The sequence below is a fragment of the Pseudomonas sp. CMR5c genome (assembly GCF_003850545.1).
Classification (GTDB): domain Bacteria; phylum Pseudomonadota; class Gammaproteobacteria; order Pseudomonadales; family Pseudomonadaceae; genus Aquipseudomonas; species Aquipseudomonas piscis.
In genome coordinates, this window is record NZ_CP027705.1 from 4,690,493 (window position 1) to 4,716,520 (window position 26,028).

General features: G+C 61.0%; 24 protein-coding genes, 2 tRNA genes and 2 rRNA genes. 18 read left to right on the forward strand and 10 right to left on the reverse strand.

Going from position 1 to position 26,028, the window contains the following annotated elements; genetic code table 11:
* Positions 1 to 64 precede the first annotated feature (64 nt).
* The 4 genes from C4K40_RS21430 to C4K40_RS21445 form a co-directional block, all read right to left on the reverse strand.
* A 23S ribosomal RNA gene (locus tag C4K40_RS21430) occupies positions 65 to 2,956 on the reverse strand.
* 214 nt (positions 2,957 to 3,170) lie between these two features.
* A tRNA-Ala gene (locus tag C4K40_RS21435) sits at positions 3,171 to 3,246 on the reverse strand.
* Positions 3,247 to 3,256: 10 nt separating this feature from the next.
* A tRNA-Ile gene (locus tag C4K40_RS21440) sits at positions 3,257 to 3,333 on the reverse strand.
* Positions 3,334 to 3,456: 123 nt separating this feature from the next.
* Positions 3,457 to 4,993: ribosomal RNA gene (locus C4K40_RS21445) — 16S ribosomal RNA — on the reverse strand.
* The 16S and 23S rRNA genes sit together here with 2 tRNA genes alongside, the layout of an rRNA operon.
* Positions 4,994 to 5,688: 695 nt before the next feature.
* Between C4K40_RS21445 and rhtA the strand changes: the two genes are divergently transcribed.
* Positions 5,689 to 6,576 carry a threonine/homoserine exporter RhtA gene (gene rhtA / locus C4K40_RS21455; RefSeq protein WP_053132972.1) on the forward strand — a complete coding sequence of 296 codons (888 nt, stop codon included), beginning with the start codon at positions 5,689 to 5,691 and terminating at the stop codon, positions 6,574 to 6,576.
* Positions 6,577 to 6,734: 158 nt separating this feature from the next.
* Complete coding sequence (locus C4K40_RS21460; RefSeq protein WP_031320227.1) at positions 6,735 to 7,019, forward strand: hypothetical protein; 285 nt, start codon at positions 6,735 to 6,737, stop codon at positions 7,017 to 7,019.
* Positions 7,020 to 7,028: 9 nt separating this feature from the next.
* Here the strand turns inward: C4K40_RS21460 and C4K40_RS21465 are convergent, their stop codons facing one another.
* Positions 7,029 to 7,598, reverse strand: coding sequence for a TetR/AcrR family transcriptional regulator (locus tag C4K40_RS21465; protein ID WP_053132976.1), 570 nt, complete (start codon positions 7,596 to 7,598; stop codon positions 7,029 to 7,031).
* A 93-nt stretch (positions 7,599 to 7,691) separates the two neighbouring features.
* Between C4K40_RS21465 and C4K40_RS21470 the strand changes: the two genes are divergently transcribed.
* Entirely contained in the window at positions 7,692 to 8,426 is a 735-nt protein-coding gene (locus C4K40_RS21470; RefSeq protein WP_022639865.1) for an SDR family oxidoreductase, read from the forward strand.
* A gap of 35 nt (positions 8,427 to 8,461) precedes the next feature.
* On the forward strand, positions 8,462 to 9,058 hold the full coding sequence (locus C4K40_RS21475; RefSeq protein ID WP_053132979.1) for a 2-hydroxychromene-2-carboxylate isomerase: 597 nt from the start codon (positions 8,462 to 8,464) through the stop codon (positions 9,056 to 9,058).
* Positions 9,059 to 9,134: 76 nt separating this feature from the next.
* On the opposite strand, the gene C4K40_RS21480 is transcribed toward C4K40_RS21475, so the two are convergent.
* From C4K40_RS21480 to C4K40_RS21495, 4 genes are all read right to left on the reverse strand, one after another.
* Positions 9,135 to 10,943: an aminopeptidase P family protein gene (locus C4K40_RS21480; RefSeq protein WP_053132981.1), complete on the reverse strand. Its 1,809-nt coding sequence runs from the start codon at positions 10,941 to 10,943 to the stop codon at positions 9,135 to 9,137.
* A gap of 54 nt (positions 10,944 to 10,997) precedes the next feature.
* The gene (locus C4K40_RS21485) at positions 10,998 to 12,155 is read right to left on the reverse strand and encodes an aminotransferase class V-fold PLP-dependent enzyme (protein ID WP_031320228.1); all 1,158 of its coding nucleotides are present in this window, start codon (positions 12,153 to 12,155) and stop codon (positions 10,998 to 11,000) included.
* 209 nt (positions 12,156 to 12,364) lie between these two features.
* The gene (locus tag C4K40_RS21490) at positions 12,365 to 12,979 is read right to left on the reverse strand and encodes a LysE family translocator (RefSeq protein ID WP_022639947.1); all 615 of its coding nucleotides are present in this window, start codon (positions 12,977 to 12,979) and stop codon (positions 12,365 to 12,367) included.
* A gap of 104 nt (positions 12,980 to 13,083) precedes the next feature.
* Positions 13,084 to 13,344: a hypothetical protein gene (locus C4K40_RS21495; protein WP_053132984.1), complete on the reverse strand. Its 261-nt coding sequence runs from the start codon at positions 13,342 to 13,344 to the stop codon at positions 13,084 to 13,086.
* A gap of 401 nt (positions 13,345 to 13,745) precedes the next feature.
* On the opposite strand from C4K40_RS21495, the gene msuE reads away from it, so the two are divergent.
* The 4 genes from msuE to C4K40_RS21515 all read left to right on the forward strand — a co-directional run bounded on the left by msuE (position 13,746) and on the right by C4K40_RS21515 (position 17,866).
* Positions 13,746 to 14,309: an FMN reductase gene (gene msuE, locus C4K40_RS21500; RefSeq protein WP_022639949.1), complete on the forward strand. Its 564-nt coding sequence runs from the start codon at positions 13,746 to 13,748 to the stop codon at positions 14,307 to 14,309.
* Between the two features lie 9 nt (positions 14,310 to 14,318).
* Positions 14,319 to 15,455 carry an FMNH2-dependent alkanesulfonate monooxygenase gene (ssuD, locus tag C4K40_RS21505; RefSeq protein WP_022639950.1) on the forward strand — a complete coding sequence of 379 codons (1,137 nt, stop codon included), beginning with the start codon at positions 14,319 to 14,321 and terminating at the stop codon, positions 15,453 to 15,455.
* Between the two features lie 99 nt (positions 15,456 to 15,554).
* Positions 15,555 to 16,742 (forward strand): acyl-CoA dehydrogenase family protein, encoded by a 1,188-nt coding sequence (locus C4K40_RS21510; protein WP_053132987.1) that lies wholly within the window; start codon positions 15,555 to 15,557, stop codon positions 16,740 to 16,742.
* A 23-nt stretch (positions 16,743 to 16,765) separates the two neighbouring features.
* Entirely contained in the window at positions 16,766 to 17,866 is a 1,101-nt protein-coding gene (locus C4K40_RS21515) for a sigma-54-dependent Fis family transcriptional regulator (protein ID WP_022639952.1), read from the forward strand.
* Here C4K40_RS21515 and C4K40_RS21520 read toward each other — a convergent pair.
* Complete coding sequence (locus C4K40_RS21520; protein ID WP_053132990.1) at positions 17,863 to 18,228, reverse strand: antibiotic biosynthesis monooxygenase; 366 nt, start codon at positions 18,226 to 18,228, stop codon at positions 17,863 to 17,865. The two genes, C4K40_RS21515 and C4K40_RS21520, sit on opposite strands and share 4 nt — an antisense overlap.
* A 105-nt stretch (positions 18,229 to 18,333) precedes the next feature.
* Here C4K40_RS21520 and soxR point away from each other — a divergent pair, with 105 nt between their 5' ends.
* From soxR to C4K40_RS21570, 10 genes are all read left to right on the forward strand, one after another.
* Positions 18,334 to 18,813, forward strand: coding sequence for a redox-sensitive transcriptional activator SoxR (gene soxR / locus C4K40_RS21525; protein ID WP_022639954.1), 480 nt, complete (start codon positions 18,334 to 18,336; stop codon positions 18,811 to 18,813).
* Between the two features lie 198 nt (positions 18,814 to 19,011).
* Positions 19,012 to 19,479, forward strand: a complete 468-nt coding sequence (locus C4K40_RS21530) for a VOC family protein (protein ID WP_053132993.1) — start codon at positions 19,012 to 19,014, stop codon at positions 19,477 to 19,479.
* 300 nt (positions 19,480 to 19,779) lie between these two features.
* Complete coding sequence (locus C4K40_RS21535; RefSeq protein WP_031320230.1) at positions 19,780 to 20,991, forward strand: PepSY domain-containing protein; 1,212 nt, start codon at positions 19,780 to 19,782, stop codon at positions 20,989 to 20,991.
* Positions 20,988 to 21,530, forward strand: coding sequence for a hypothetical protein (locus C4K40_RS21540; RefSeq protein WP_022639957.1), 543 nt, complete (start codon positions 20,988 to 20,990; stop codon positions 21,528 to 21,530). Before C4K40_RS21535 ends, C4K40_RS21540 begins: the two co-directional genes overlap by 4 nt.
* Positions 21,527 to 21,865, forward strand: a complete 339-nt coding sequence (locus C4K40_RS21545) for a hypothetical protein (RefSeq protein ID WP_022639958.1) — start codon at positions 21,527 to 21,529, stop codon at positions 21,863 to 21,865. The genes C4K40_RS21540 and C4K40_RS21545 overlap by 4 nt, the downstream gene beginning before the upstream one ends.
* Complete coding sequence (locus C4K40_RS21550; RefSeq protein ID WP_053132997.1) at positions 21,862 to 22,434, forward strand: DUF6162 family protein; 573 nt, start codon at positions 21,862 to 21,864, stop codon at positions 22,432 to 22,434. Before C4K40_RS21545 ends, C4K40_RS21550 begins: the two co-directional genes overlap by 4 nt.
* Positions 22,435 to 22,470: 36 nt before the next feature.
* Positions 22,471 to 23,400, forward strand: a complete 930-nt coding sequence (locus C4K40_RS21555) for a metal ABC transporter substrate-binding protein (RefSeq protein ID WP_053133000.1) — start codon at positions 22,471 to 22,473, stop codon at positions 23,398 to 23,400.
* A complete protein-coding gene (locus tag C4K40_RS21560) occupies positions 23,397 to 24,140 on the forward strand; it encodes a metal ABC transporter ATP-binding protein (protein WP_053133004.1) in 744 nt (247 codons plus the stop codon). Before C4K40_RS21555 ends, C4K40_RS21560 begins: the two co-directional genes overlap by 4 nt.
* A complete protein-coding gene (locus C4K40_RS21565) occupies positions 24,140 to 25,039 on the forward strand; it encodes a metal ABC transporter permease (RefSeq protein ID WP_022639961.1) in 900 nt (299 codons plus the stop codon). The genes C4K40_RS21560 and C4K40_RS21565 overlap by 1 nt, the downstream gene beginning before the upstream one ends.
* Positions 25,040 to 25,996 (forward strand): metal ABC transporter solute-binding protein, Zn/Mn family, encoded by a 957-nt coding sequence (locus C4K40_RS21570; protein ID WP_053133007.1) that lies wholly within the window; start codon positions 25,040 to 25,042, stop codon positions 25,994 to 25,996.
* Positions 25,997 to 26,028: the final 32 nt, after the last annotated feature.

The window sequence follows — 26,028 nt, forward strand, 5'->3', positions numbered from 1 at the left end:
GGTTGGTCATCTTCACACACCGCAATCTGGTCTCTGTCGAGTTCGCAAATTGCTTGGGTGTTATATGGTCAAGCCTCACGGGCAATTAGTATTGGTTAGCTCAACGCCTCACAGCGCTTACACACCCAACCTATCAACGTCGTAGTCTTCGACGGCCCTTTAGGGGATTCAAGATCCCAGTGAGATCTCATCTTGAGGCAAGTTTCCCGCTTAGATGCTTTCAGCGGTTATCTTTTCCGAACATAGCTACCCGGCAATGCCACTGGCGTGACAACCGGAACACCAGAGGTTCGTCCACTCCGGTCCTCTCGTACTAGGAGCAGCCCCTCTCAAATCTCAAACGTCCACGGCAGATAGGGACCGAACTGTCTCACGACGTTCTAAACCCAGCTCGCGTACCACTTTAAATGGCGAACAGCCATACCCTTGGGACCGGCTTCAGCCCCAGGATGTGATGAGCCGACATCGAGGTGCCAAACACCGCCGTCGATATGAACTCTTGGGCGGTATCAGCCTGTTATCCCCGGAGTACCTTTTATCCGTTGAGCGATGGCCCTTCCATACAGAACCACCGGATCACTAAGACCTACTTTCGTACCTGCTCGACGTGTTTGTCTCGCAGTCAAGCGCGCTTTTGCCTTTATACTCTGCGACCGATTTCCGACCGGTCTGAGCGCACCTTCGTACTCCTCCGTTACTCTTTAGGAGGAGACCGCCCCAGTCAAACTACCCACCATACACTGTCCTCGATCCGGATAACGGACCTGAGTTAGAACCTCAAGGTTGCCAGGGTGGTATTTCAAGGATGGCTCCATGAGAACTGGCGTCCCCACTTCAAAGCCTCCCACCTATCCTACACAAGCAAGCTCAAAGTCCAGTGCAAAGCTATAGTAAAGGTTCACGGGGTCTTTCCGTCTAGCCGCGGATACACTGCATCTTCACAGCGATTTCAATTTCACTGAGTCTCGGGTGGAGACAGCGCCGCCATCGTTACGCCATTCGTGCAGGTCGGAACTTACCCGACAAGGAATTTCGCTACCTTAGGACCGTTATAGTTACGGCCGCCGTTTACCGGGGCTTCGATCAAGAGCTTCGCTTGCGCTAACCCCATCAATTAACCTTCCGGCACCGGGCAGGCGTCACACCCTATACGTCCACTTTCGTGTTTGCAGAGTGCTGTGTTTTTAATAAACAGTCGCAGCGGCCTGGTATCTTCGACCGGCATGGGCTTACGGAGCAAGTCCTTCACCCTCACCGGCGCACCTTCTCCCGAAGTTACGGTGCCATTTTGCCTAGTTCCTTCACCCGAGTTCTCTCAAGCGCCTTGGTATTCTCTACCTAACCACCTGTGTCGGTTTGGGGTACGGTTCCTGGTTATCTGAAGCTTAGAAGCTTTTCTTGGAAGCATGGCATCAACCACTTCGTCACCTAAAAGGTAACTCGTCATCAGCTCTCGGCCTTGAAATCCCGGATTTTCCTAAGATTTCAGCCTACCACCTTAAACTTGGACAACCAACGCCAAGCTGGCCTAGCCTTCTCCGTCCCTCCATCGCAATAACCAGAAGTACAGGAATATTAACCTGTTTTCCATCGACTACGCTTTTCAGCCTCGCCTTAGGGACCGACTAACCCTGCGTCGATTAACGTTGCGCAGGAAACCTTGGTCTTTCGGCGTGCGAGTTTTTCACTCGCATTGTCGTTACTCATGTCAGCATTCGCACTTCTGATACCTCCAGCAAGCTTCTCAACTCACCTTCACAGGCTTACAGAACGCTCCTCTACCGCATCACTTACGTGATACCCGTAGCTTCGGTGTATGGTTTGAGCCCCGTTACATCTTCCGCGCAGGCCGACTCGACTAGTGAGCTATTACGCTTTCTTTAAAGGATGGCTGCTTCTAAGCCAACCTCCTAGCTGTCTAAGCCTTCCCACATCGTTTCCCACTTAACCATAACTTTGGGACCTTAGCTGACGGTCTGGGTTGTTTCCCTTTTCACGACGGACGTTAGCACCCGCCGTGTGTCTCCCATGCTCGGCACTTCTAGGTATTCGGAGTTTGCATCGGTTTGGTAAGTCGGGATGACCCCCTAGCCGAAACAGTGCTCTACCCCCTAGAGTGATACATGAGGCGCTACCTAAATAGCTTTCGAGGAGAACCAGCTATCTCCGAGCTTGATTAGCCTTTCACTCCGATCCACAGGTCATCCGCTAACTTTTCAACGGTAGTCGGTTCGGTCCTCCAGTCAGTGTTACCTAACCTTCAACCTGCCCATGGATAGATCGCCCGGTTTCGGGTCTATACCCAGCGACTAAACGCCCTATTAAGACTCGCTTTCGCTACGCCTCCCCTATTCGGTTAAGCTTGCCACTGAATATAAGTCGCTGACCCATTATACAAAAGGTACGCAGTCACAGAACAAAGTCTGCTCCCACTGCTTGTACGCATACGGTTTCAGGATCTATTTCACTCCCCTCTCCGGGGTTCTTTTCGCCTTTCCCTCACGGTACTAGTTCACTATCGGTCAGTCAGTAGTATTTAGCCTTGGAGGATGGTCCCCCCATATTCAGACAAGGTTTCTCGTGCCCCGTCCTACTCGATTTCACTTCTAAGATCCTTTCGCGTACAGGGCTATCACCCACTATGGCCGCACTTTCCAGAGCGTTCCGCTAAAATCAAAGAAGCTTAAGGGCTAGTCCCCGTTCGCTCGCCACTACTAAGGGAATCTCGGTTGATTTCTTTTCCTCAGGGTACTTAGATGTTTCAGTTCCCCTGGTTCGCCTCTTGCACCTATGTATTCAGTGCAAGATAACCATCTTATGATGGTTGGGTTCCCCCATTCAGAGATCTCCGGATCAAAGTCTGTTTGCCGACTCCCCGAAGCTTATCGCAGGCTACCACGTCTTTCATCGCCTCTGACTGCCAAGGCATCCACCGTATGCGCTTCTTCACTTGACCATATAACCCCAAGCAATCTGGTTATACTGTGAAGACGACATTCGCCGAAAGTTTGAATTCACAAACTTTACCTTAGCCTGATCCACTACCAGTGAAGTAGTGTTCAGTCTATCTTTCTATCACATACCCAAATTTTTAAAGAACGATCTAATCAAAAGACTAGAAATCAACATTCGATTTGAATGCTCATTTCTAAGCTTTCAGAAGCAGTTTATGGTGGAGCCAAGCGGGATCGAACCGCTGACCTCCTGCGTGCAAGGCAGGCGCTCTCCCAGCTGAGCTATGGCCCCATAACAAAATTGGTGGGTCTGGGCAGATTCGAACTGCCGACCTCACCCTTATCAGGGGTGCGCTCTAACCAACTGAGCTACAGACCCAATTTCGAGCTTGTAACTGTTAGCTTGGAGCTATCAGCTTGGAGCTTAAAGCTGCTTCTATCGTCTTCTTCAATGAATCAAGCAATTCGTGTGGGAGCTTATGAAGCAGCTGATGTCGTCGATTAAGGAGGTGATCCAGCCGCAGGTTCCCCTACGGCTACCTTGTTACGACTTCACCCCAGTCATGAATCACACCGTGGTAACCGTCCTCCCGAAGGTTAGACTAGCTACTTCTGGTGCAACCCACTCCCATGGTGTGACGGGCGGTGTGTACAAGGCCCGGGAACGTATTCACCGCGACATTCTGATTCGCGATTACTAGCGATTCCGACTTCACGCAGTCGAGTTGCAGACTGCGATCCGGACTACGATCGGTTTTGTGGGATTAGCTCCACCTCGCGGCTTGGCAACCCTCTGTACCGACCATTGTAGCACGTGTGTAGCCCAGGCCGTAAGGGCCATGATGACTTGACGTCATCCCCACCTTCCTCCGGTTTGTCACCGGCAGTCTCCTTAGAGTGCCCACCATAACGTGCTGGTAACTAAGGACAAGGGTTGCGCTCGTTACGGGACTTAACCCAACATCTCACGACACGAGCTGACGACAGCCATGCAGCACCTGTGTCAGAGCTCCCGAAGGCACCAATCCATCTCTGGAAAGTTCTCTGCATGTCAAGGCCTGGTAAGGTTCTTCGCGTTGCTTCGAATTAAACCACATGCTCCACCGCTTGTGCGGGCCCCCGTCAATTCATTTGAGTTTTAACCTTGCGGCCGTACTCCCCAGGCGGTCAACTTAATGCGTTAGCTGCGCCACTAAAGTCTCAAGGACCCCAACGGCTAGTTGACATCGTTTACGGCGTGGACTACCAGGGTATCTAATCCTGTTTGCTCCCCACGCTTTCGCACCTCAGTGTCAGTATCAGTCCAGGTGGTCGCCTTCGCCACTGGTGTTCCTTCCTATATCTACGCATTTCACCGCTACACAGGAAATTCCACCACCCTCTACCATACTCTAGCTTGCCAGTTTTGGATGCAGTTCCCAGGTTGAGCCCGGGGCTTTCACATCCAACTTAACAAACCACCTACGCGCGCTTTACGCCCAGTAATTCCGATTAACGCTTGCACCCTCTGTATTACCGCGGCTGCTGGCACAGAGTTAGCCGGTGCTTATTCTGTCGGTAACGTCAAAACAGCAAGATATTAGCTTACTGCCCTTCCTCCCAACTTAAAGTGCTTTACAATCCGAAGACCTTCTTCACACACGCGGCATGGCTGGATCAGGCTTTCGCCCATTGTCCAATATTCCCCACTGCTGCCTCCCGTAGGAGTCTGGACCGTGTCTCAGTTCCAGTGTGACTGATCATCCTCTCAGACCAGTTACGGATCGTCGCCTTGGTGAGCCATTACCTCACCAACTAGCTAATCCGACCTAGGCTCATCTGATAGCGCAAGGCCCGAAGGTCCCCTGCTTTCTCCCGTAGGACGTATGCGGTATTAGCGTCCCTTTCGAAACGTTATCCCCCACTACCAGGCAGATTCCTAGGCATTACTCACCCGTCCGCCGCTAAATCCGTGAGCAAGCTCACTTCATCCGCTCGACTTGCATGTGTTAGGCCTGCCGCCAGCGTTCAATCTGAGCCATGATCAAACTCTTCAGTTCAATACTGCTTGGGTTTTTAAGAAACCCTAAACTTGGCTCAGCAATCTCAAATGACTATGTGATTTCTCGCATGGTCACTCGTGATGCTGATAATCTTTTTGACTATCAGTCTGACTACACAAGCACCCACACGAATTGCTTGATTCAGTTGTTAAAGAGCGGTTGGTTAAGATCTTTCGTCTCAACCGAGGCGCGCATTCTACAGCAGCCTCATTTGCTGTCAAGTGATTTTTTTTAAGAAGTTTTCAAAGTTTCCTTTGCAACTTCAACCACTTGCGCTTTCGATCTCTCGTTAGCGGGAGGCGAATTCTACAGCGTTACACGCTGCTGTCAACACCTCTTTTTAACCGCTTTCGATCGAGAGGATCGAAACGCTAACAAGGCTACTTTCGCTGCCTTATCAGCTCCTTTCGGACTTCGATGAACTGAAGCGTGACCGCTGCCGAAATCTTCGTAACTCGTTGAATTTCAAGGAGTTTTCCGTTTCGACTGCGCCGGAAGTGGGGCGAATTATAGACCTGTAGAATCTGCCGTCAAGCATTAATTTGCATTTTCTATGACTCAACGCAAAACAGCCGATTCGACACCTCTATATAGAAGCGTGAAAAAGACTTTGCGCACTATATTGCCCATCTACCGTTAGTTGAGCATCATGCCCCAAGTACTCTTTCTTCCCCATACCTTGGACGCCCTGCATGAACGACCACCCCCGCAGCCTCGCCTCGACCCTGTTTCCGGTCGGCCTGCTGCTTATTGCCATGGCCTCGATCCAATCAGGAGCCTCCCTGGCCAAGAGCATGTTCCCCGTCGTGGGTGCGCAAGGCACCACAGCCCTCAGGCTGGTTTTCGCCAGTATCATCATGCTGCTCCTGCTAAGACCCTGGCGTGCCAGGTTCACCGGCAAGACATTACGCACGGTGCTGGTCTACGGCATGGCATTGGGTGGAATGAACTTCCTCTTCTATATGTCCCTGCGCAGCGTGCCACTAGGAATCGCCGTGGCCCTGGAATTCACCGGCCCACTGGCCGTAGCTCTCTGCGCCTCGCGCAGGCCACAGGACTTTCTATGGATAGCCCTGGCGATCGTCGGCCTGGTGCTACTGATCCCGACCGGAGCCACCGAGACCGCCATCGACCTGGTCGGTGCCAGCTATGCATTGGGCGCGGGGATCTGCTGGGCGCTCTATATCCTCTTCGGCCAAAAGGCCGGCGCCGAGAACGGGATCCAGACAGCAGCCCTTGGCGTGTTGATCGCAGCACTGCTGGTCGCCCCCATAGGTATCGCCCATGCCGGCGCGGCACTGCTCACTCCATCCCTGATCCCCGTAGCGCTGGGGGTGGCCGTATTGTCCACCGCACTGCCCTACAGCCTGGAAATGGTCGCGCTGACTCGCATCCCCGCACGAACCTTCGGCACCCTGATGAGCATCGAGCCTGCCTTCGGTGCACTCTCCGGCCTGCTGTTCCTGCATGAATACCTGTCCCTGGCTCAATGGGCCGCAATCGCTTGCATCATCCTCGCTTCCGTTGGGGCCACCCTGACCATGCGCCGCGACCCAAAGCCATTAGTTGCAGCTGATTGAGAGGCAACTCTGGTAATTGACGCTCAATTAGGCCATGTTTAGCCGGCTGTTCAACGTCACCCAGGAAGTTGTCGGACAGGGATATCGCCAACGCAAAAGACGCCAGATACTGCAGTCACACTCGGACATCAGATCCGAGGCTAGCGATAAGGACGGGGATGAAACGATTTTTGATTCTGCTGACCATACTTGCCATTACAGGTTGTGCGGCAACCACCAGCAAGACCGAAGTCAAACGGGGTAAAAAAGGACTCCACATCAATTGCTCGGGTTTGTCCTCTTCTTGGGACAAGTGCTACACCAAGGCAAGCGAGTCCTGCGGACCGAAGGGTTACAAGGTGATCGCCAAATCCGGCGATGCGGTCGAAGATCCAGGGGATTACCCCTTCGGCCTGAACCCTGCCGGCTATACCAGCCGCAGCATGATCGTGATCTGCAAATAACCCGGCTTCTCAGTCGTGGGGCAGGCGCTCCAGTTGTCCGATGATCTGTTCATGATTGCCGGCCAGGAGCTGCTCCTGGAGGCTCGAGCTCACCAGCATCCGCGCCACCATCAGGGCCCCCACGCATTGCGCCAGGATCGACCAGGCCAGGCTCTCGCTGCCCAGCGTTTGCGCCCAGGCCTGGTGTAATCGATAGATAAGATCCTCGGCCCGCTGGCGCACCTCCTCCGGGCCTCGGGAAATCTCCACCCCCAGCGCCGGCAACGCGCAGCCTGCTCCCGGCTGCTGCACATGGGCCATGCTCAAGTACTGCTTCAGACAGCGTCGCAACTTCTCCCGATCGTGCTGGCCGTTGCCTGCCAGGCGCTCCAGGCTCTGGCGCAGTTCGCGCTCGACAATCGAACCGAACAGTTCGTCCTTGGAAGCAAAATGGCTGTAGAAAGCCCCGCCGCTCAGGCCGATGGCCTTCATCAAGGCATCGACCCCGACAGTGGAAAAACCTTCGTCCTTGGCCTGGACCGAACTGCTCTGCAACAGGCGTTCACGGGTTTCCTGCTTGTGACCGGCGGAATAACGCATCCCTGAAAGCTCCCCTAGACATTCTTGACGACTGAAAAATCATAGCATAACGTTCGTTTACCTAACGATCGTTTACCAAAGAGCGAGCCCCTCATGACCTTGAACAAGAAGAAAGTCGTACTGGTGGTTGGTGCCGGCGATGCCACAGGTGGCGCCATTGCCAAACGTTTCGCCGCCGAAGGTTTCATCGCCTGCGTAACCCGGCGCAGCGCGGACAAACTGCAACCTCTGGTGCAAAGCATCCAGCAGGCAGGCGGCGAAGCCCATGGCTTCGCGTGTGACGCCCGCAAGGAAGAGGAAGTGATCGCCCTGGTCGAACAGATCGAAACGCAGCTCGGCCCCATCGAAGCCTTCGTATTCAACATAGGTGCCAACGTGCCGTGCAGCATCCTCGAAGAAACGGCGCGCAAGTATTTCAAGATCTGGGAAATGGCCTGTTTTTCCGGATTCCTCAATGCCCGTGAAGTGGCCAAGCGCATGGCTACCCGCCAGCGCGGCACCATCCTGTTCACTGGCGCGACCGCCGGGATACGGGGTGCCGCCGGGTTTGCCGCCTTCGCCGGAGCCAAGCACGGCATTCGCGCCCTGGCCCAGAGCATGGCCCGCGAGCTGGGGCCAATGAATATCCATGTGGCCCACGTCATAGTCGACGGCGCCATCGATACCGACTTCATCCGCAGCACATTCCCCGAGAAATACGCCCTCAAGGACCAGGACGGCATTCTCGATCCCGAGCATATCGCCGAGAACTACTGGTACCTGCATAGCCAACCCCGGGATGCCTGGACCTTCGAGATGGACCTGCGCCCCTGGAGCGAGCGCTGGTGAACCCTCTCTGCAAGAACAATCATCGAGATTCGATCATGAGCAAAAGCGTGGAGTTCTTCTTCGACCTGGGCAGCCCGACCGCCTACCTGGCCTACACCCAACTGCCGCAGATCTGTGCCCAGACCGGCAGTCAACTGGTCTACCACCCCATGCTGCTGGGAGGCGTCTTCAAGACCACAGGCAATGCCTCCCCCATCAGCATCCCCGCCAAGGGGCGCTACATGCTGCACGACCTGGCACGTTTCGCCCGGCGCTACCAGGTGCAGCTCAGCTTCAACCCGCACTTCCCCATCAACACCCTGTTGCTGATGCGCGCAACCACCGGTGTGCAGATGCGCCTGCCGGAACGTTTCGTCGACTTCATCGACTGCCTGTTCCGCGCACTCTGGGTCGACAAACAGAACCTCAACGACCCCACCACCGTGACCCAGGTCCTGGAACGAAGCGGTTTCGATCCACAGCAGATCCTCGACCTGAGCAATGATGAAGAGGTCAAGGCCAGGCTCAAGGACAAGACCGAGCAAGCGTTGCAGCGAGGAGTGTTCGGTGCCCCCAGCATGTTCGTGGGAGACGAACTGTTCTTTGGCCAGGACCGCCTGGATTTCGTGCGCGAAGCACTGGCTGCACAGTAAGGCCGAGTGCTCCCGGTGGCCTTCACCGGGAGCACGCTCCTTGGCATCACCCGCCTTGCGCGGGTGAAGGTGGTTTTCAGATTGCCGCGGTACGCACCTGCAGCCAATCCAGCGCCGCCCCTTGCAACAGGGGGCTCAGGCGCTGCCGCACTTCCTCGTGATAGGCATTGAACCACTCACGCTCTTGCTGGGTGAGCAACGAAGGCTCCAGGCAACGGGTATCGATGGGGCACAGGGTCAGGGTTTCGAAACGCAGGAATTCGCCGAACTCGCTGCTGCCCGCCTCGCGGTTCAACGCCAGGTTCTCGATACGCACCCCCCAACGTCCAGGGCGATAGGTCCCGGGCTCGATGGACGTGATCATCCCCGGCTGCATCGCCGTCTGCGGTGTCGGCGCCGCCTGATAGGCGATCACCTGCGGACCTTCGTGGACATTGAGGAAATACCCGACGCCGTGTCCGGTGCCATGCCCGTAGTCCACGCCTTCGGCCCAGATCGGCGCACGGGCGATGGCATCCAGCAAGGGCGAGAGAATGCCCCGCGGGAACTGCGCACGGGACAGCGCGATGACCCCCTTGAGCACCCGGGTGCAGTCACGCTTCTGCTCGGCGCTGGGCGTACCGATCGGCACCATGCGCGTGATGTCGGTGGTCCCCCCCAGGTACTGGCCGCCGGAGTCGATCAGCAACAAGCCGTCACCCTCGATCACCGCATGCTCCTGGGCAGTGGCGTGGTAATGGGGCATCGCGCCATTGGCGTTGAACGCCGCGATGGTATTGAAGCTCAGCGACACATAACCCGGACGCCGCTCACGGGCTGCGGTCAGGTGTTCATCGATGGTCAGCTCGGTGATGCGCTCACGGCCCAGCGCACCGTCCAACCAGGCGAAGAACTCGCACAACGCCGCACCGTCCTGCTCCATGGCCTGGCGAATGTGTTCGGCATCGGCCAGGCTCTTGCGTGACTTGGCCAGGGTCGTGGGGTTGAGCCCTTCGACCAGCCGTACCTGCGGATCGAGGTGCTCCAGCAGGCCCACCGTGACCCGTGCCGGATCGATCAGCAGGCTCGCAGTGCCGGGTACCGCACCCAGCGCCGCCGCCACTTGTGAATAATCACGCAGGCTGACGCCATCGGCTTCAAGTACCGCACGCAGCTGCGCATCGATCTTGTCCAGGGCCACGAACAAGGTGGCCTGTTGCTGGCTGATCAGGGCGAAGGAAACGAATACCGGGTTGAAGGACACATCCGCGCCACGCAGGTTGAACAGCCAGGCGATGTCGTCCAGGGTGGCGATGAAATGCCAGTCCGCACCACGCTCCTTCAGCACCTCACGCAGCGCCGCGAGCTTCTCCACCCGGCTTTGCGTGGCCTGGGGCGGCAGGTGCTGGTACACCGGCTGGTCGGGCAACGCCGGGCGATCATGCCAGGCCTCCAGGAGTAAATCGATATCGGCACGCAGGCTGGCTCCACGCTCGGCCAGCTTGTCGCCCAGGGTACGGGCCGACGCCAGCGCCATGACCGCGCCATCCACTGCAACCACACCACCGGCAGGCGTCTGCTGTGCCAGCCAGTCCAGGGGACCGGGTTGGCCAGGCAAGAGCTTCACCAACTCGATGCCGCTGCCCTTGAGCTCCTTGGTGGCCTGCTCCCAGTAACGACTATCGGCCCACACGCCGGCAAAGTCCGCAGTCACGATCAAGGTGCCGACCGAACCGTGGAAACCCGACAACCATTGGCGCCCCTGCCAGTAGCCCGGCAGGTATTCCGACAGATGCGGATCGGCCGAGGGTACCAGCAGGGCATGGATACCCTCGCGGTTCATCAACTGGCGGACATGCGCCAGGCGCTGGGGGACCCCTGCGTTGGTCGAAGGCTGCGTACTCATTGTGTCTCCTTAACCGGCTAATCATTGTTATGGAAGATCGGGGCCGCCCGATCCTCAGGTCTTGGCTCCGGCCCAGAATGCCGGAGCAGTGGCGAGTGACGCCTTGATCAGTTGTGCTGCACGGTCCACATCCTGCTCGGTGGTGAAACGTCCGAGACTCAAGCGAATGGTCCTGCCGGCCTGCCGGGCATCGAGCCCCAGCGCCAACAGCACATGGGACGGAGTATTGCTTGCCGAATTGCAGGCCGACGTAGCGGAAAACGCCATGGACGCACTCAATGCGGCGGCATCGAACCCACCTTCGGCGAAGGTCAGGCTCAAGGTATGGGGTATGCGCTGGGTATCACTGCCATTGAGGCGCAGGCCGGCGATATCGGCCAATTGCGCGAGCAGCCGCTGGCGCAGGCGGGCGATCTTTGCAGTCTCCTCCTGCCACGACTCCCCCGCCAAAGCGAAGGCTGCACCCATGGCGGCAATCTGGTGGGTGGCCAACGTCCCGGAACGCAGCCCACCCTCATGCCCGCCGCCATGGATCTGCGCCTGCAATCGCTGGCGAGCCCGGGGCCCGACATACAAGGCGCCAATGCCCTTGGGGCCGTAGAGCTTGTGGGCGGAAAACGACATCAAGTCCACCGGCCAGCGGGCGAGATCGATGGCGACCTTGCCAGCGCCCTGGGCGGCGTCCACATGCAACAAGGCCCCGTGCTCACGGACCACCTGGCCGATTGCCGGGATGTCGTTGAGAGTGCCGAGCTCATTGTTCACCAGCATCAGCGACACCAGTACGGTGTCATCTCTCATGGCCCGGCTCACTGCCTCGGGGCCGATCAGCCCATCGGCATCGGGCGCCAGGTAGGTCACCGCCACGCCGGCATCCTGCAACTGCCGGGCAGTATCCAGAACCGCCTTGTGTTCGATCTGACTGGTGATGACATGGCCACGGGCCTGCATCAAACCCTTGAGCGCCAGGTTGTTGGACTCGGTGGCCCCCGACGTCCAGATGATCTGTTCCGGCTCCGCACCGACCAATTGCGCCACCTGCTGCCGCGCATTCTCGACGCTACGACGCGCCTGCTGGCCGAAGGCATGGGAGCTGGACGCCGGATTGCCGAAATTGCCATCGAAGCCCAGGCACTCGAGCATCACCTGGATGACCCGCTCATCCACCGGCGTGGTGGCAGCGTAATCAAGATAAAGAGGACGTGTGTTCATGGCTGAAAACCTGCAGAGCTTGTTCCAGGACCGGGGTCGATTCGAAAAAGAAGACCCATCGACGCGTCATTCGCAGCAGGCGCATCAACGGTAGTCAGCGAGGCGATACCCGATCAGATGCTTAAAGGAAGAGGACTTCATTTAAAAGTGCGTAGGAACGCTCCTGGCAGCCAGCTTAACAGGCCAGGACCGCAAAATTGAAGTGGGACTTAACAAAGGCTTTCCACCAGCAGTGGAACCAAGGACAGCACCAACAGCGCCGCCATCCCCAGGTTGAACAGGCGCAACCAGCGCGGATTGCGCAACACATTGCGCAGCAGGCTGCCGCAGGCCGCCCAGAGACTGACGGTCGGGGCATTGATCAGGGCAAATACCGCGGCGATCACCAGCACATTGGTGAAATAGCCTTGCAGCGGCGTATAGGTGCTGATGGCGCCCACAGCCATGACCCAGGCCTTGGGGTTGACCCACTGGAAAGCCGCGGCCCCCCAATACCCCAGGGGCCGGCCCCGGCCCTGCTGCTCATCGGATAGAGGACCGGAACGGGCGATATTCCACGCCAGGTACAACAGGTAGGCCGCCCCGACATAGCGCAGCACGCCATACAGCAGTGGATAAGCCTCGAACACCGCCCCCAGGCCCAGGCCGACCGCCAGCACCAGCACGAAGAAACCGCAGCTGATGCCGAGGATATGCGCAATCGAGCGCCTGAAGCCGAAATTCACGCCCGAGGCCAGCAACATGGTGTTGTTGGGGCCAGGGGTAATCGAAGTGACCAGGGCAAACAGGGCGAACGCCAACAACAGGTCGGGGCTAAGCGGCATGGTTTGAAGGATCCGGGAGCAGGTCGGTCAGGCTTCGACCCTACTCCACGCCCACGGCGAAACCCACGGACAGTTGACGGAAACTTCGACCGGTACAGTCTTCTTCAACTGGCTGGCTGGATGCGACTGATACTACGTTGGGCGCTCATTTCACCGCTGTCATCGAAGGCCGCCGAATGCCCCTGCAACTCGGCCTTCTTCTGCTGGTACTCCTCGAACGACAAGCCGCGCCGGCTCAGGGCTTCCAGGGCCAGCTCGCGAGTTTCCTGGGCGGTATAGGGACGCAGTTCCGGAGCGCCGGGGCTGGCGCAGCCGGCCAGGACACTGAAAACCAACAACAGCAAGACAACGGATAAAGCCTTCATGGCGGGCACCTGGAGCAGGTTGCGAACGATGGAGTCAGGCTACTCGCGGGCCGTGCGGGGCAAAAATCATCCCGCTCGATAGTCGCTATCGACTGTTCATGGATCGACGCTAAGCGACAGGCATATTCCCCAAAATTCTATAAATAGAGAAAAACGCTCTTTTGCGGAATAAAAAACAGCATTTATAACAACCACATCCCGTCACCCAACTGTTGCCAGGGCAACTGTTGCGCTGGCAACAACCGATCAACAAAACAGTGCTGGTCCAACAACAGCCAAACCTTGCTCACAAGGCGCAAGCCTCGTGGCACAAGGCTAACAGGGGGTTGGTACAGCTCTTGCTCCAAGGCCTGGCACCTGCCAAGGCTCGTCGAGCCACTGTCTTTGCCAAGGAGTTGTCCATGTCCCGTCCCTTGAATGTCGTTGCCCTCTCCGGTGGTACCTGGCGTCCGTCCCGGACCCTGGTCCTGACCCAGGCCCTGCTGGCCGAACTGTCGAGCCAACTGCCGATCGCCAGCCACCTGATCGAACTGGGCGACATTGCCCGGCCCGTGGGTGCGGCCCTGTCGCGCCAGGAATTGCCGCCTGAAGTGGAGGCCGAGTTGCAAGCCATCGAGAGCGCCGACCTGCTGATCGTCGCCGCCCCGGTATATCGCGGCTCCTATCCGGGCCTGCTCAAGCACCTGTTCGACCTGATCGACCTCAACGCCCTGGTGGACACCCCGGTCCTGCTGGCCGCCACCGGCGGCAGCGAGCGGCATGCCCTGGTCCTGGACCATCAGTTGCGCCCACTGTTCAGCTTCTTCCAGGCCCTGACCCTGCCGATCGGCGTGTATGCCACCGAGGCCGACTTCAGCGACTACCGGATCACCAGCGAGTTGCTGCAGGCACGCATCCGCCTGGCCGCCGAGCGAGCCGCGCCGCTGTTTGCCGCGCACCCGGACAAACTGCTGAAAATCGCCTGAGGAGCAAACATGGATGTGTTCTGGTTTCTCCCGACCCACGGCGACGGTCATTTCCTGGGCACCACCCAGGGTGCGCGCCCGGTCACTCTCAACTACCTCAAGCAAGTGGCCCAGGCCGCGGACAGCCTCGGCTATCACGGCGTGCTGATTCCCACCGGACGCTCCTGCGAGGACTCCTGGGTCATCGCCTCGGCCCTGGTGCCCCTGACCGAGCGCCTGCGCTATCTGGTGGCGATCCGCCCCGGGATCATCTCGCCCACGGTCTCGGCACGCATGGCCGCGACCCTTGACCGCCTGTCCAACGGCCGTTTGCTGATCAACGTGGTGACTGGCGGCGACCCGGACGAAAACCGTGGTGACGGCAGCTTCCTCAGCCATGGCGAGCGCTACGAGGTTACCGACGAATTCCTGCGGATCTGGCGCCGGGTCCTGCAAGGCGAGGCCGTGGATTTCCAGGGCAAGCACCTGCATGTACAAAACGCCAAGGCCCTCTACCCGCCGGTGCAGAAGCCCTATCCACCGTTGTATTTCGGTGGTTCCTCCGAGGCTGCCCATGAACTGGCCGCCGACCAGGTGGACGTCTACCTGACCTGGGGCGAACCGCCAGCGGCAGTGGCGCAGAAGCTCGCCGACGTGCGCGAGCGCGCTGCCCGCAAGGGCCGCCAGGTGAAGTTCGGGATCCGCCTGCACGTCATCGTGCGCGAAACCGAAGAGCAAGCCTGGAAGGCCGCCGACCGGCTGATCGAGCACATCAGCGACGAAACCATCGCTGCCGCCCAGCAGTCGTTCGCGCGGTTCGACTCCGAAGGCCAGCGACGCATGGCCGCCCTGCATGGCGGGCGCCGCGACCAGCTGCAAATCGCGCCCAACCTCTGGGCAGGGGTCGGCCTGGTACGCGGTGGCGCCGGCACCGCCCTGGTGGGCGATCCACGGCAAGTAGCCGAACGGATCAAGGAATATGCGGACCTGGGCATCGACAGCTTCATCTTCTCCGGCTATCCGCATCTGGAGGAGGCCTACCGCTTCGCCGAACTGGTGTTCCCGCTGCTACCGGAACCCTACGCCAGCCTGGCCGGCCGTGGCCTGACCAACCTGACCGGGCCGTTCGGCGAAATGATCGCCAACGACGTGCTGCCCAACCGCTGAGCTTCGCAGCCAGCCGTGGCCAGGCGCCCCTGGCGCCAGCGACGGCTCCTGCACCGTCCTTCCCCCGCCGCAGCGACGGCCAAGAATGAGGAACACCGCGTGACTGCCACACCGCAAAGCGCCCTGTTATCCCCCCTGCAGACCGCCCGCCAGCTAGCTGCCGAATTCGCCCTGAGCGCCGTCGAGCGCGATGAGCGCGGCGGCACTCCCAAGGCCGAACGCGACGCCCTGCGCCACAGCGGCCTGCTGGCCCTGAGCATTCCCCGCCAGTTCGGCGGTCTCGGCGCCTCCTGGAGCGAAACCCTACAAGTCGTTCGCGAATTCGCCAGGGTCGACAGCTCCATCGCCCATGTCTTCGGCTTCCATCACCTGATGCTGGCCACCGTGCGCCTGTTCGCCCGGCCCGAGCAGTGGCAGCCATGGTTCGAGCAGACGGCGCGCAAGAACTGGTTCTGGGGCAATGCCCTCAACCCCCTGGACACCCGCACGGTGGTCAAGAACCTGGGGGGCTGGCGCGAATTCTCCGGCAAGAAGAGCTTCTGTTCCGGGGCCAGCGATTCGGAAATGCTCATCGCCTCGGCGGTGGACGAGAGCAACGGCGGCAAATTGTTGATCGCGGCGATTCCCAGCGGCCGCAGCGGCATCACCCTGCACAACGACTGGAACAATATCGGCCAGCGCCAGACCGACAGTGGCAGCGCCACCTTCGAGCGGGTCAGGGTCGAGGAGTCCGAACTGCTGCTGGACCCGGGCCCGCTCAGCACGCCATTCGCCTGCCTGCGCCCATTGATCGCCCAATTGACCTTCAGCCACATGTTCCTCGGAATCGCCGAAGGTGCCTTCGCCGAGGCCCGGCAATACACCCTCGGCGAAACCCGGGTCTGGCATCGCTCCAACGCCCGCGACATCAGCCAAGATCCCTACATCCTCAGCCACTACGGCGAGTTCTGGGTGGCCCTGGAAGGCATCCGCCTGTTGGTGGAACGAGCTGGTGTCCTGCTGGACCAGGCCTGGGCCAAAGGCCCCGCCCTGGGCGCCGAAGAACGGGGACACCTGGCCACCGCCATCGCCACCGCCAAGGTCGCTGCCAGCCGCCAGGGCCTGGAGCTGTGCAGCCGGTTGTTCGAGGTCACCGGGGCCCGCTCGACCCACGCTTCCCTGGGCCTGGACCGGCATTGGCGCAACCTGCGCACCCAGACCCTGCACGACCCACTGGACTACAAGCTCCATGAGCTGGGGGACTGGGCGCTGAACCAGGCCCTGCCGACGCCGACTTTCTATTCCTAGCCTTCTGCCTGCGGAGAATGCCCATGCAGCTTCTGACCCTGCCCCCCTCGCCCGCCCTGGCGACCTCGATCCGCGCCACTGCCCAAGTGTTCGAGGACCCGAAATCCCAAGCCTTGCTGGCCCACCTGCAGCAGGTGGCGCCAAGCGAGGCCAGCGTGCTGATCATTGGCGAGACCGGGACCGGCAAGGAGTTGGTGGCACGGCATATCCATAACCTCAGCGCACGACGCAACCGCCCTTTCGTGGCGGTCAACTGCGGGGCCTTTTCGGAATCCCTGGTGGAAGCCGAACTGTTCGGCCATGAAAAAGGCGCCTTCACCGGCGCCCTCAGCGCCAAGGCCGGCTGGTTCGAGGAAGCCGATGGCGGCACCTTGTTCCTGGACGAGATCGGCGACCTGCCCATGGCCATCCAGGTCAAGCTGTTGCGGGTGTTGCAGGAGCGCGAAGTCGTGCGCCTGGGATCACGCAAGAGCATCCCCATCGATGTGCGCGTGCTGGCAGCCACCAACGTGCAGCTGGAAAAGGCCATCAACGCCGGGAATTTCCGCGAAGACCTGTACTACCGCCTGGATGTGGTCGGCCTGGAACTGAGCCCGCTGCGAGAACGCCCCGGTGACATCCTGCCGCTGACTCGGCACTTCATCGAGGCCTACAGCCAGCGCCTGGGCTACGGCAACATCAGCATCAGCCCGCAGGCCGAGCACAAGCTCAAGAGCTACAGCTGGCCGGGCAATATCCGCGAGCTGGAAAACGTCATCCATCACACCCTGCTGATCTGCCGCGACGGGGTTATCGCCGAGGGCGACCTGCGCTTGTCGAACATGCGCATCGAACGCGCCGACGACGGCCACTGCGGCCCCGACGACTCAGCCGAGGGCCTGTTGGAGCGGGCCTTCCAGAAACTCTTCGCGGAGCAGGCCGGCGCGCTCCACGAAAAGGTCGAGGACGCCCTCTTGCGCGCGGCCTACCGCTTCAGCCACTACAACCAGGTGCATACCGCCAACCTCCTGGGGCTGAGCCGCAACGTCACCCGGACCCGGCTGATCAAGATCGGCGAGCTGGCGGTGAACAAGCGCCGACCTGCGGACAACCTCAACGAGCGCACCCTGCAGTTGTCGATCTAGCCCGGCAAGTGGCAATGCAAGGCATCGTCATGGCTGCGGGCGATGCTGGTGCGTACCTGGAAGGAACCGAAGGTCACGGTCTTGGTCTGGTGCGCCAGGATCAGTTGCCAGAAGTCCTGCTCGCCACTCTCGAAACGCTGGAACGCCGCCTCGCCGGCCTCGCGGGTTTGCCACTGCAGGTAGTTGAGCACCCGCCGCCCATCGTCGCTGGCTTGCACGCTGGCACTGAGGAAACCGCCGTAGCCCTGGGCCAGCCGTTCGCTCTGCGCTGCCAGGGCCGATACCAGCGCCTCTTGTTGATGAGGCTCGATCTCGAACTCGATCAATTGGGTGAAGCTGCGATGTCTTTCAAAGGCGCTCATGGGTCATTCCCTACTGCGGAAGAGGATCTTGCGGTTGGATATGCGGCAGGGTAAAACCTCTAGTTAAGTAAAGGTCAAGCCCGTTTTTCACTTTTGGCGCCCTCGATGATCGATCACGACACCATCCACAAGGAACTCACCGTCGGCCAACTGGCCGCCCGCAGCGGAGTAGCGGTCACCGCGCTGCATTTCTACGAAACCAAGGGGCTGATCAAGAGCCAGCGCAACCAGGGTAATCAACGCCGCTATCCGCGCTCGGTGCTGCGCCGGGTGGCGCTGATCAAGGTGGCCCAGCGCCTGGGCATTCCCCTGGCGGAGATTGGCCGGGCCCTGGCCACCCTGCCTGATGACCGAGCGCCCAGCGCCGCGGATTGGCAGCGCTTGTCGGAGCAATGGAGCCGCGAGCTGGACGCCCGCATCCAGCAGCTCACCTTGCTGCGCGAACGCCTGAACCTGTGCATCGGCTGCGGCTGCCTGTCGATGCAAGGCTGTCCGCTGCGCAACCAGGGCGACTATCTCGGGGAAACCGGCCAGGGCGCCCGCCTGCTGGAACCCGATGCGCCCAGCGATGACCTGGCACCTTAGGCATGTCGAGACGGCAACCGTCGAACCGAAAGATCCGCCCTCGAGGCTCATGGGGACTGCTGGGCCAGATCCCTGGGCAAATCGCCGAAGGATGCTGCCCGAACTGCACCTCGTCGGCCCATCCCGGTCCTGCAACATTGCGGGTATAGAGTGAAAGTGCTCGATCCACCCCCCATAACAAGAGCAAGGAGCCCCATCATGAGCGTCAAACCCATTCCCGAAGGTTTCATAGGCGTCACTCCCTACCTGGGTATCCGCCAGGCCGCCGAAGCCATCGAGTTCTACAAGAAGGCCTTCGGCGCCCAGCAAATCATGCGCCTGGACATGCCCGATGGCAGTGTCGGCCATGCCGAGCTGCTTATCGGCGGCGCGCCCATCATGCTCGGCAGCCCTTGCGAGGAAACGCCGATGGGCAGTCCCGAAGCCCACAAGACCTCGGTGGGCCTGCATCTGTACGTCGAAGATGTCGACAGCTACTTCGCCAGGGCGATTGCCGCCGGTGCCAGCGAAGCGGAACCGATCAAGGACCAGTTCTATGGCGACCGCAGCGGTGCCCTGCGCGATCCTTTCGGACATGTCTGGTTCATCGCCACCCGCAAGGAAAACCTGACGGTCGAGGAGATCAACCAGCGCGCCGTAGAGCTGTTCCAGCAACAGTCGCAGTGATCCCCCCAGCGCCTTCGCCTTTCGCCGCTGGCGCCAGCGGATTGTCGGCCCCGGTGGCCGGCAATCCCTCCTCAACGCCAGCGGGCCGGCATCAGCCGATCCACACATCATGCTGATTTCTGGGCCCAGTAAGGCTCTGTAACATTTACTTTCATATCCAGCTTCGGGATTTACGATTCTCATTCGTCTTAACTAGATGCAGCAGGCCGCGTTGGCCATGGCTATGCCCAGAGAGAACCACATCAGGGCCAGCCCGGAGTTCCAGCGCCGCTCCACTCCTCGAATCAAGACGCCCATTCAATGTCGAAGAAATCCCGCTCAAAAATCTGGTTTCTAGTGCACAGCTGGTTGGCACTGCCCATCTGGTTCTTCGTGCTGATCGTCTGCGTCACCGGCACCCTGGCAGTAGTCAGCCAGGAAATCGTCTGGCTGGCCAACCCCGATGTCCGTGCCAGCAAACCCACAGACGACGCTCAACCCCTGAACTACGACCAGATCGTCCAGGCCATCAAGCGCGCCGAACCCCAGACCCGGGTGGACACCATCATCACCCCGGATGAAAGCCATTTTGCCTTGAGCGTCAACGTCACTTATCCGGACGGCCGCTCGCCCACGCTGTACGTCAACCCCTATACCGGAGCGATCCAGGGCGCGAGCCCGGACTTCGACTTCCAGGCCTTCACCCGCGCCCTGCATGGCTGGTGGCTGGTGCCCTTCACCAACGGCTATAGCTGGGGCTGGTACCTCGTATCGTTCCTCGGCGTACCGATGCTGATCTCGTTGATCACCGGCCTTGTGGTCTACAAGAAGTTCTGGAAGGGCTTTCTCAAGCCGACCCTGCGCCTGCGCCATGGCGCGCGGATCTTCTGGGGCGACTTCCATCGCCTGAGCGGCATCTGGTCGATCTGGTTCATCGCGGTGATTTCCATCACCGGTATCTGGTTTCTCATTCGCGCGATCCTGGGCGACAACCACATCAGCATCTCCAGCGAACCCATAGTCCCGGTGATCGCCCGGGAGCAGGTTCCGGTCAGCACCGACGGCAGCCCCGCGCCGATGATCAGCCTGGAACAGGCCATCGGCACCGCCACCCAGAAGATTCCCGGGTTCGACATCAGCTTCGTCAGCTTGCCGAGCAATGCCTATAGCCACCTTTACGTGGGCGGGCGCGGCTGGTATCCACTGATGTTCCAGACCGCCAACATCAACCCCTACACCGGTTCCCTGGACTCCTCGTACCTGCTGGGCGACCGCTCCACCCTGGAGTTCGTCACCGAATCCATGCGCCCCCTGCATACCGGGGACTTCGGCGGGATCTGGATCAAGCTGGTCTGGTTCTTCTTCGGCCTGGTGCTGAGCATGATGGTGCTCAGCGGCCTGCTGATCTGGACCAAACGCACCGCCCTGGCCACCGCCAACGCCCTCAAGCGCGAGGAAAAGGCCGCCCGCGCCCGCCCTGCCCGCAATCCCGCCCCGGCCCTGGGCCGGGAAACCTCGGAGAGTCCCCTGTGAGCCAGACCCAAACCGCCACCGCGGATTCATCCCTGAGCCGCTTCTGGCACAAGTGGCGCTTTCACCTGAATATCCTCCTGGTGCTCATTCCCCTGGGTTTCATGCCCAAGTACTTCGCCGATGCCGCGCTATTTCGCGGGGACAGCGGCCTGGGCGAACGAGAGATCGGCGAAGTCCAGGTCGGCCCCTGGAGCCTGCGCCTGGCCGAGATGCGCATCGAGCCACCGCGCAGCGACGGCCCCGCCGGTTATCTGAAAAGCTTCAATGCCGCCCTGTGCCAGGCCTGCATCGAGCCGGTCAAGGCCACCTACCTGCGCATCGGCAAGCCTCGCAGCCTGCGGGCCGCCGGAGTGATCTTCTTCGGCAGCCCATACCGCATGGGCGCCAGCCTGCCAATTCCGGAAAAGACCAAGGCCGACGCCGAGCTATGGATCACCATGGAAGGCTGGGACGGCAGCATGCACCAGGCGGCCATTCCCCTGAGCCAGGCCTCGCCGGCCACCGTGGCCTGGCTCGAAAAACAAGGAGGCAAACCATGATCCGCGCACTCTTCACCCGACGCTTCGGCGCCGCGCTCCTGCTGCTCGCTGGCGCAGCATTCAGCCACAGCGCCCTGGCCCATAACCCGATGTGCGAATGCAAGGCCATCGACGCCGAGCAGATCCGCTGCACAGGGGGCTTTTCCGATGGCAGCGGCGCCCCGGGCGTGACCCTGGACGTGATCGGCTACGACGAGACCATCCTGGTGCCCGGCAAGCTGGGAACCGACTCGACCCTGACCTTCAAGAAACCCGCCAGCGAGTTCTACGTCCTGTTCGATGCCGGCCCCGGCCACGTCGTCGAGATCGACCAAGCGGATATCGAGGCCCCATGACCCCTGCCACCACCCAGGTCGTGCGCCCCGCCGGCGCCGGCCATGAAACCCTGTATGTCCTGCTGCTGTGCCTGCTGATCCTCTGCGCAGCCGCCAGCGTGGTGCTGTGGCACAGCGAGGCGGACGCCAGCAACACCATCGCCGCCCATCAACTGGATGCCCGCCGCGACCTGAGCGCCGGCGAACAAGGGATCTATGCCGACTTGCGGGTGACCCTCGACGAAATCCGCCTGCTGCAAACCGAAGGCCAGGCCCTGCCCAGTCCCGCGCAACTGGCCGAGGAAGGTTTCGCCCCCTTCGCCCAGGACGCCAGCTCGGTCAGCCGTGGTGGACATGCCTGGCAGGTGCTGGACCAGGCCTACCTGGGGCTGAGCCAGAACCCACAGGTGGCCGGCTCCTTCCTGATGCGTATCGCCCCAGAGGATGACGCCCAGGTGGATATCTGGCTCAACCGCAGTCCCTCGGCCAGCGTCCCCCACGACCTCGGCCAGCAACAGCTGATCGCCGCCGGCTGGCAGCAGGTGGTGGCGCAATTCGATGCCGGAGTGACTCGCCAGCACCGCCACTGAGCCCACGCATTCCCCCCGAGAGAAGAACACTAGCCCATGCCCATTTCATCTCCACGTCGTCCATTCTTGCAGGTGCTGCTGGTCAGCCTGCTGGCCCTCCTCCTCAGCCCCATGGCCAGCGCCGATGGGGCCAAGCGCCTGCGCATCGGCATTACCCTGCACCCCTACTACAGCTATGTGGCCAACATCGTCGGTGACAAGGCCGACGTGGTGCCGCTGATCCCGGCCGGCTTCAACCCCCATGCCTACGAACCTCGCGCCGAGGACATCAAGCGCATCGGCACCCTGGACGTCATCGTGCTCAACGGTGTGGGCCACGACGACTTCGCCGACCGCATGATCGCCACCAGCGAGCGCCCGGACATCCCGGTGATCGAGGCCAACGAGAACGTACCGCTGCTGGCCGCCACCGGGATCGCCGCCCGCGGCGCCGGCAAGGTGGTCAACCCGCATACCTTCCTGTCCATCAGTGCATCCATCGCCCAGGTCAACAACATCGCCCGGGAGCTGGGCAAGATGGACCCGGCCAACGCCAAGACCTACACCCAGAACGCCCGCGCCTACGGCAAGCGCCTGCGGCAGATGCGCGCCGATGCCCTGGCCAAGCTGACCCAGGCGCCCAACGCCGACCTACGGGTGGCCACGGTGCACGCCGCCTACGACTACCTGCTGCGCGAATTCGGCCTGGAAGTCACCGCCGTGGTCGAGCCGGCCCACGGCATCGAGCCCAGCCCCAGCCAGTTGAAGAAGACCATCGACCAACTGCGCGAACTGGACGTCAAGGTGATCTTCTCGGAGATGGACTTCCCCTCCACCTACGTCGATACCATCCAGCGTGAATCCGGGGTCAAGCTCTACCCGCTCTCGCACATTTCCTACGGCGACTACAGCGCCGACAAGTACGAGAAGGAAATGAAGGGCAACCTCGATACCGTGGTCCGCGCCATCCAGGAGGCCGGGGCATGACCGCCATCGAGACCCTGCTGCGGGGCCCGGCCATCGAGTTCGACCAAGTCAGCCTGGTCCTGGGCCGCACCACCATCCTCGACCAGGTGACGTTCCAGGTGCAGCCCGGCAGCCTGCACGCCCTGGTCGGCCCCAACGGTGGCGGCAAGAGTTCACTGATCAAGACCCTGCTGGGACAGATGCCCCACCAGGGCCAGTTGCGCCTGCAGTGGCCGGACGCCCCGGGCACCATCGGCTATGTACCCCAGGCCCTGGAGTTCGATCGCGGCCTGCCGATGACCGTGGACGATTTCATGGCCGCCATGTGCCAGCGCCGGCCGGCGTTTCTCGGCCTGAGTCGGCATTACGCCAAGGCCATCGGCGAAGCCCTGGAGCAAGTCGGCATGCAGGACAAGCGCAAGCGGCGCATGGGCGCCCTGTCCGGCGGCGAGCGCCAACGGGTGCTGCTGGCCCAGGGCCTGATTCCGGCACCGCAACTGGTGGTGCTGGACGAACCCATGTCGGCCCTGGACGAAGCCGGGATCCAGGTCTTCGAGCGCTTGCTCCAGGACTGGCGCCAGCGCGGCATCACCCTGTTGTGGATCGAGCACGACTTGGAAGCCGTGGGCCGCCTGGCGGACCGGGTCACCGGTCTCAATCGCCGGGTGCTGTTCGACGGCCCGGCGCAGCAGACCCTGACGCCGGAACGCCTGCTCAGCCTGTTTTCCACCCATCCACGAGCCGCCGGGAGCGCTGCCTGATGAGTTATGAAGCTTTCCGCCTGATGGTCCAGGGCTGGGCCTCTTCAGGCTACCTGCCGGAAGCCCTGGCCTACGGTTTCGTGGTCAATGCCCTGCTCGCCGGCCTGCTGATCGGCCCGGTGCTCGGCGGCCTGGGCACTCTGGTCGTGGTCAAGCGCTTCGCTTTCTTCTCCGAAGCCGTGGGCCACGCCGCCTTGACCGGGGTGGCCATCGGCATCCTCCTGGGCGAGCCCTACACCGGCCCCTACGGCAGCCTGTTCGGCTACTGCTTGCTGTTCGGCATCCTGCTCAACTATCTGCGCAATCGCACCGGCCTGGCCCCGGACACCCTGATCGGGGTATTCCTCTCGGTGTCCCTGGCGCTGGGCGCCAGCCTGCTGCTGATCCTGGCCGGCAAGATCAACGTGCATATTCTCGAGAACGTATTGTTCGGCTCGGTGCTCACGGTCAATGGCGACGACCTGCTGGTGCTGCTGGTCGTCGGTAGCCTGGTCCTGGGCCTGAGCCTGCCGCTGTACAACCGCATCATGCTGGCCAGCTTCAACCCGCAGCTGGCAGCGGTACGCGGCGTGGCAGTGAAGACCCTGGATTATCTGTTCGTGATCCTGGTGACGCTGATCACCGTAGCCGCGGTGAAAGTCATCGGCGCGATCCTGGTCGGCGCCCTGCTGGTGATCCCGGCCGCCGCGGCGCGCCTGCTCAGCCAGTCGCTCAAGGGGTTCTTCTGGATCTCGGTGAGCATCGCCACCCTCTGCACCTTGTGCGGCATCCTGCTGCCGATCGTCTTCGACCTGCCGGTCCCCTCCGGCGCCGCGATCATCCTGGTGGCCGGCATCTGCTTCGCCCTCGCCGCCATCGCCCGCGGCACCGTCCCCAGTCTGAAAGGGAATATCGGATAAATGCACAATTCATCACCCAATCTGTCACTGCCGCGCCTGGCCCTGGTCTTGGTTCTCGGCGGCCTGCTCCATGCCCCGACCCTGTCGGCAGCGGACAATGTCCGCCAGCGCCAACCGGCACCCGCCGCCACCCAGCAGCCATTGACGGTGCTGGCCTCGCTGCCGGTGACCTTCGGCCTGGGGCAAATCCTGCTGCAAGGTACCGACGTCAAGCTGGAGCGGGCCGCCCCGGCCAACCTGCCGGGCTCGCGGCAGACCGCCTACTTCACCGGGCGCGGTGCCCCGGCCCTGGGCAAGCTGGCCCAGGGTGCCGACGCGGTGATCGGCCTGCGTTCGATCTGGCCGGACGACCCGCTGTATCCCAACGCCCGACGCAGCAATATCCGCATCGTCGAAATCGATGCCGCACGGCCGGTGGATGGCGCCCTGCCCGGCGTCGCCCTGCAACCGGGCAAGAGCGACGGCCTGAACGCCCAGCCATGGTTATCGAGCAACAACCTGGGACGCATGGCCGATGTACTGGCGGCCGACCTGGTGCGCCTGGCTCCCGCGGCCAAACCGCAGATCGAGAGCAACCTGGCCAACTTGAAACAGCGCCTGCTCAAGCTCAGCGCCGACAGCGAGGCGCGCCTGGCCGAGGCCGACAACCTCAGCGTACTGAGCCTGTCCGAGCATTTCGGCTACCTGATCGGCGGCCTGAACCTGGAGTTGCTGGAGGTGGACGCCCGGGCCGACAACGAATGGACGCCCGAAGCCCTGAAGAAACTGCAGGCTCGACTCAAGGACAACGACGTGGCCCTGGTCCTGCATCACCGCCAGCCGTCGGAAGCACTGAAGGCCGCCATCAGCGCCGGCGGCAGCCAGTTGCTGGTGCTGGAAACCGACAGCGCCGACCCAGCTGGCGAGCTGGAAACCAACCAACAGAAGATCATCCAGGCCCTGGCCCCGAAAAGCTGAGCCTGTAACCGTTGCCGAAGCTGAAAACGGTC

Coding starts and splice junctions, on each gene's coding strand:
- C4K40_RS21515 (WP_022639952.1), top strand. CDS start 16,766: ATGCAGCTTCTGACCCTGCCCCCCTCGCCCGCCCTGGCGACCTCGATC.
- C4K40_RS21570 (WP_053133007.1), top strand. CDS start 25,040: ATGCACAATTCATCACCCAATCTGTCACTGCCGCGCCTGGCCCTGGTC.
- C4K40_RS21470 (WP_022639865.1), top strand. CDS start 7,692: ATGACCTTGAACAAGAAGAAAGTCGTACTGGTGGTTGGTGCCGGCGAT.
- C4K40_RS21495 (WP_053132984.1), bottom strand. CDS start 13,344: ATGAAGGCTTTATCCGTTGTCTTGCTGTTGTTGGTTTTCAGTGTCCTG.
- C4K40_RS21485 (WP_031320228.1), bottom strand. CDS start 12,155: ATGAACACACGTCCTCTTTATCTTGATTACGCTGCCACCACGCCGGTG.
- rhtA (WP_053132972.1), top strand. CDS start 5,689: ATGAACGACCACCCCCGCAGCCTCGCCTCGACCCTGTTTCCGGTCGGC.
- C4K40_RS21465 (WP_053132976.1), bottom strand. CDS start 7,598: ATGCGTTATTCCGCCGGTCACAAGCAGGAAACCCGTGAACGCCTGTTG.
- C4K40_RS21530 (WP_053132993.1), top strand. CDS start 19,012: ATGAGCGTCAAACCCATTCCCGAAGGTTTCATAGGCGTCACTCCCTAC.
- C4K40_RS21480 (WP_053132981.1), bottom strand. CDS start 10,943: ATGAGTACGCAGCCTTCGACCAACGCAGGGGTCCCCCAGCGCCTGGCG.
- C4K40_RS21565 (WP_022639961.1), top strand. CDS start 24,140: ATGAGTTATGAAGCTTTCCGCCTGATGGTCCAGGGCTGGGCCTCTTCA.
- C4K40_RS21520 (WP_053132990.1), bottom strand. CDS start 18,228: ATGAGCGCCTTTGAAAGACATCGCAGCTTCACCCAATTGATCGAGTTC.
- C4K40_RS21475 (WP_053132979.1), top strand. CDS start 8,462: ATGAGCAAAAGCGTGGAGTTCTTCTTCGACCTGGGCAGCCCGACCGCC.
- C4K40_RS21460 (WP_031320227.1), top strand. CDS start 6,735: ATGAAACGATTTTTGATTCTGCTGACCATACTTGCCATTACAGGTTGT.
- ssuD (WP_022639950.1), top strand. CDS start 14,319: ATGGATGTGTTCTGGTTTCTCCCGACCCACGGCGACGGTCATTTCCTG.
- C4K40_RS21550 (WP_053132997.1), top strand. CDS start 21,862: ATGACCCCTGCCACCACCCAGGTCGTGCGCCCCGCCGGCGCCGGCCAT.
- C4K40_RS21555 (WP_053133000.1), top strand. CDS start 22,471: ATGCCCATTTCATCTCCACGTCGTCCATTCTTGCAGGTGCTGCTGGTC.
- C4K40_RS21490 (WP_022639947.1), bottom strand. CDS start 12,979: ATGCCGCTTAGCCCCGACCTGTTGTTGGCGTTCGCCCTGTTTGCCCTG.
- soxR (WP_022639954.1), top strand. CDS start 18,334: ATGATCGATCACGACACCATCCACAAGGAACTCACCGTCGGCCAACTG.
- msuE (WP_022639949.1), top strand. CDS start 13,746: ATGTCCCGTCCCTTGAATGTCGTTGCCCTCTCCGGTGGTACCTGGCGT.
- C4K40_RS21560 (WP_053133004.1), top strand. CDS start 23,397: ATGACCGCCATCGAGACCCTGCTGCGGGGCCCGGCCATCGAGTTCGAC.
- C4K40_RS21545 (WP_022639958.1), top strand. CDS start 21,527: ATGATCCGCGCACTCTTCACCCGACGCTTCGGCGCCGCGCTCCTGCTG.
- C4K40_RS21535 (WP_031320230.1), top strand. CDS start 19,780: ATGTCGAAGAAATCCCGCTCAAAAATCTGGTTTCTAGTGCACAGCTGG.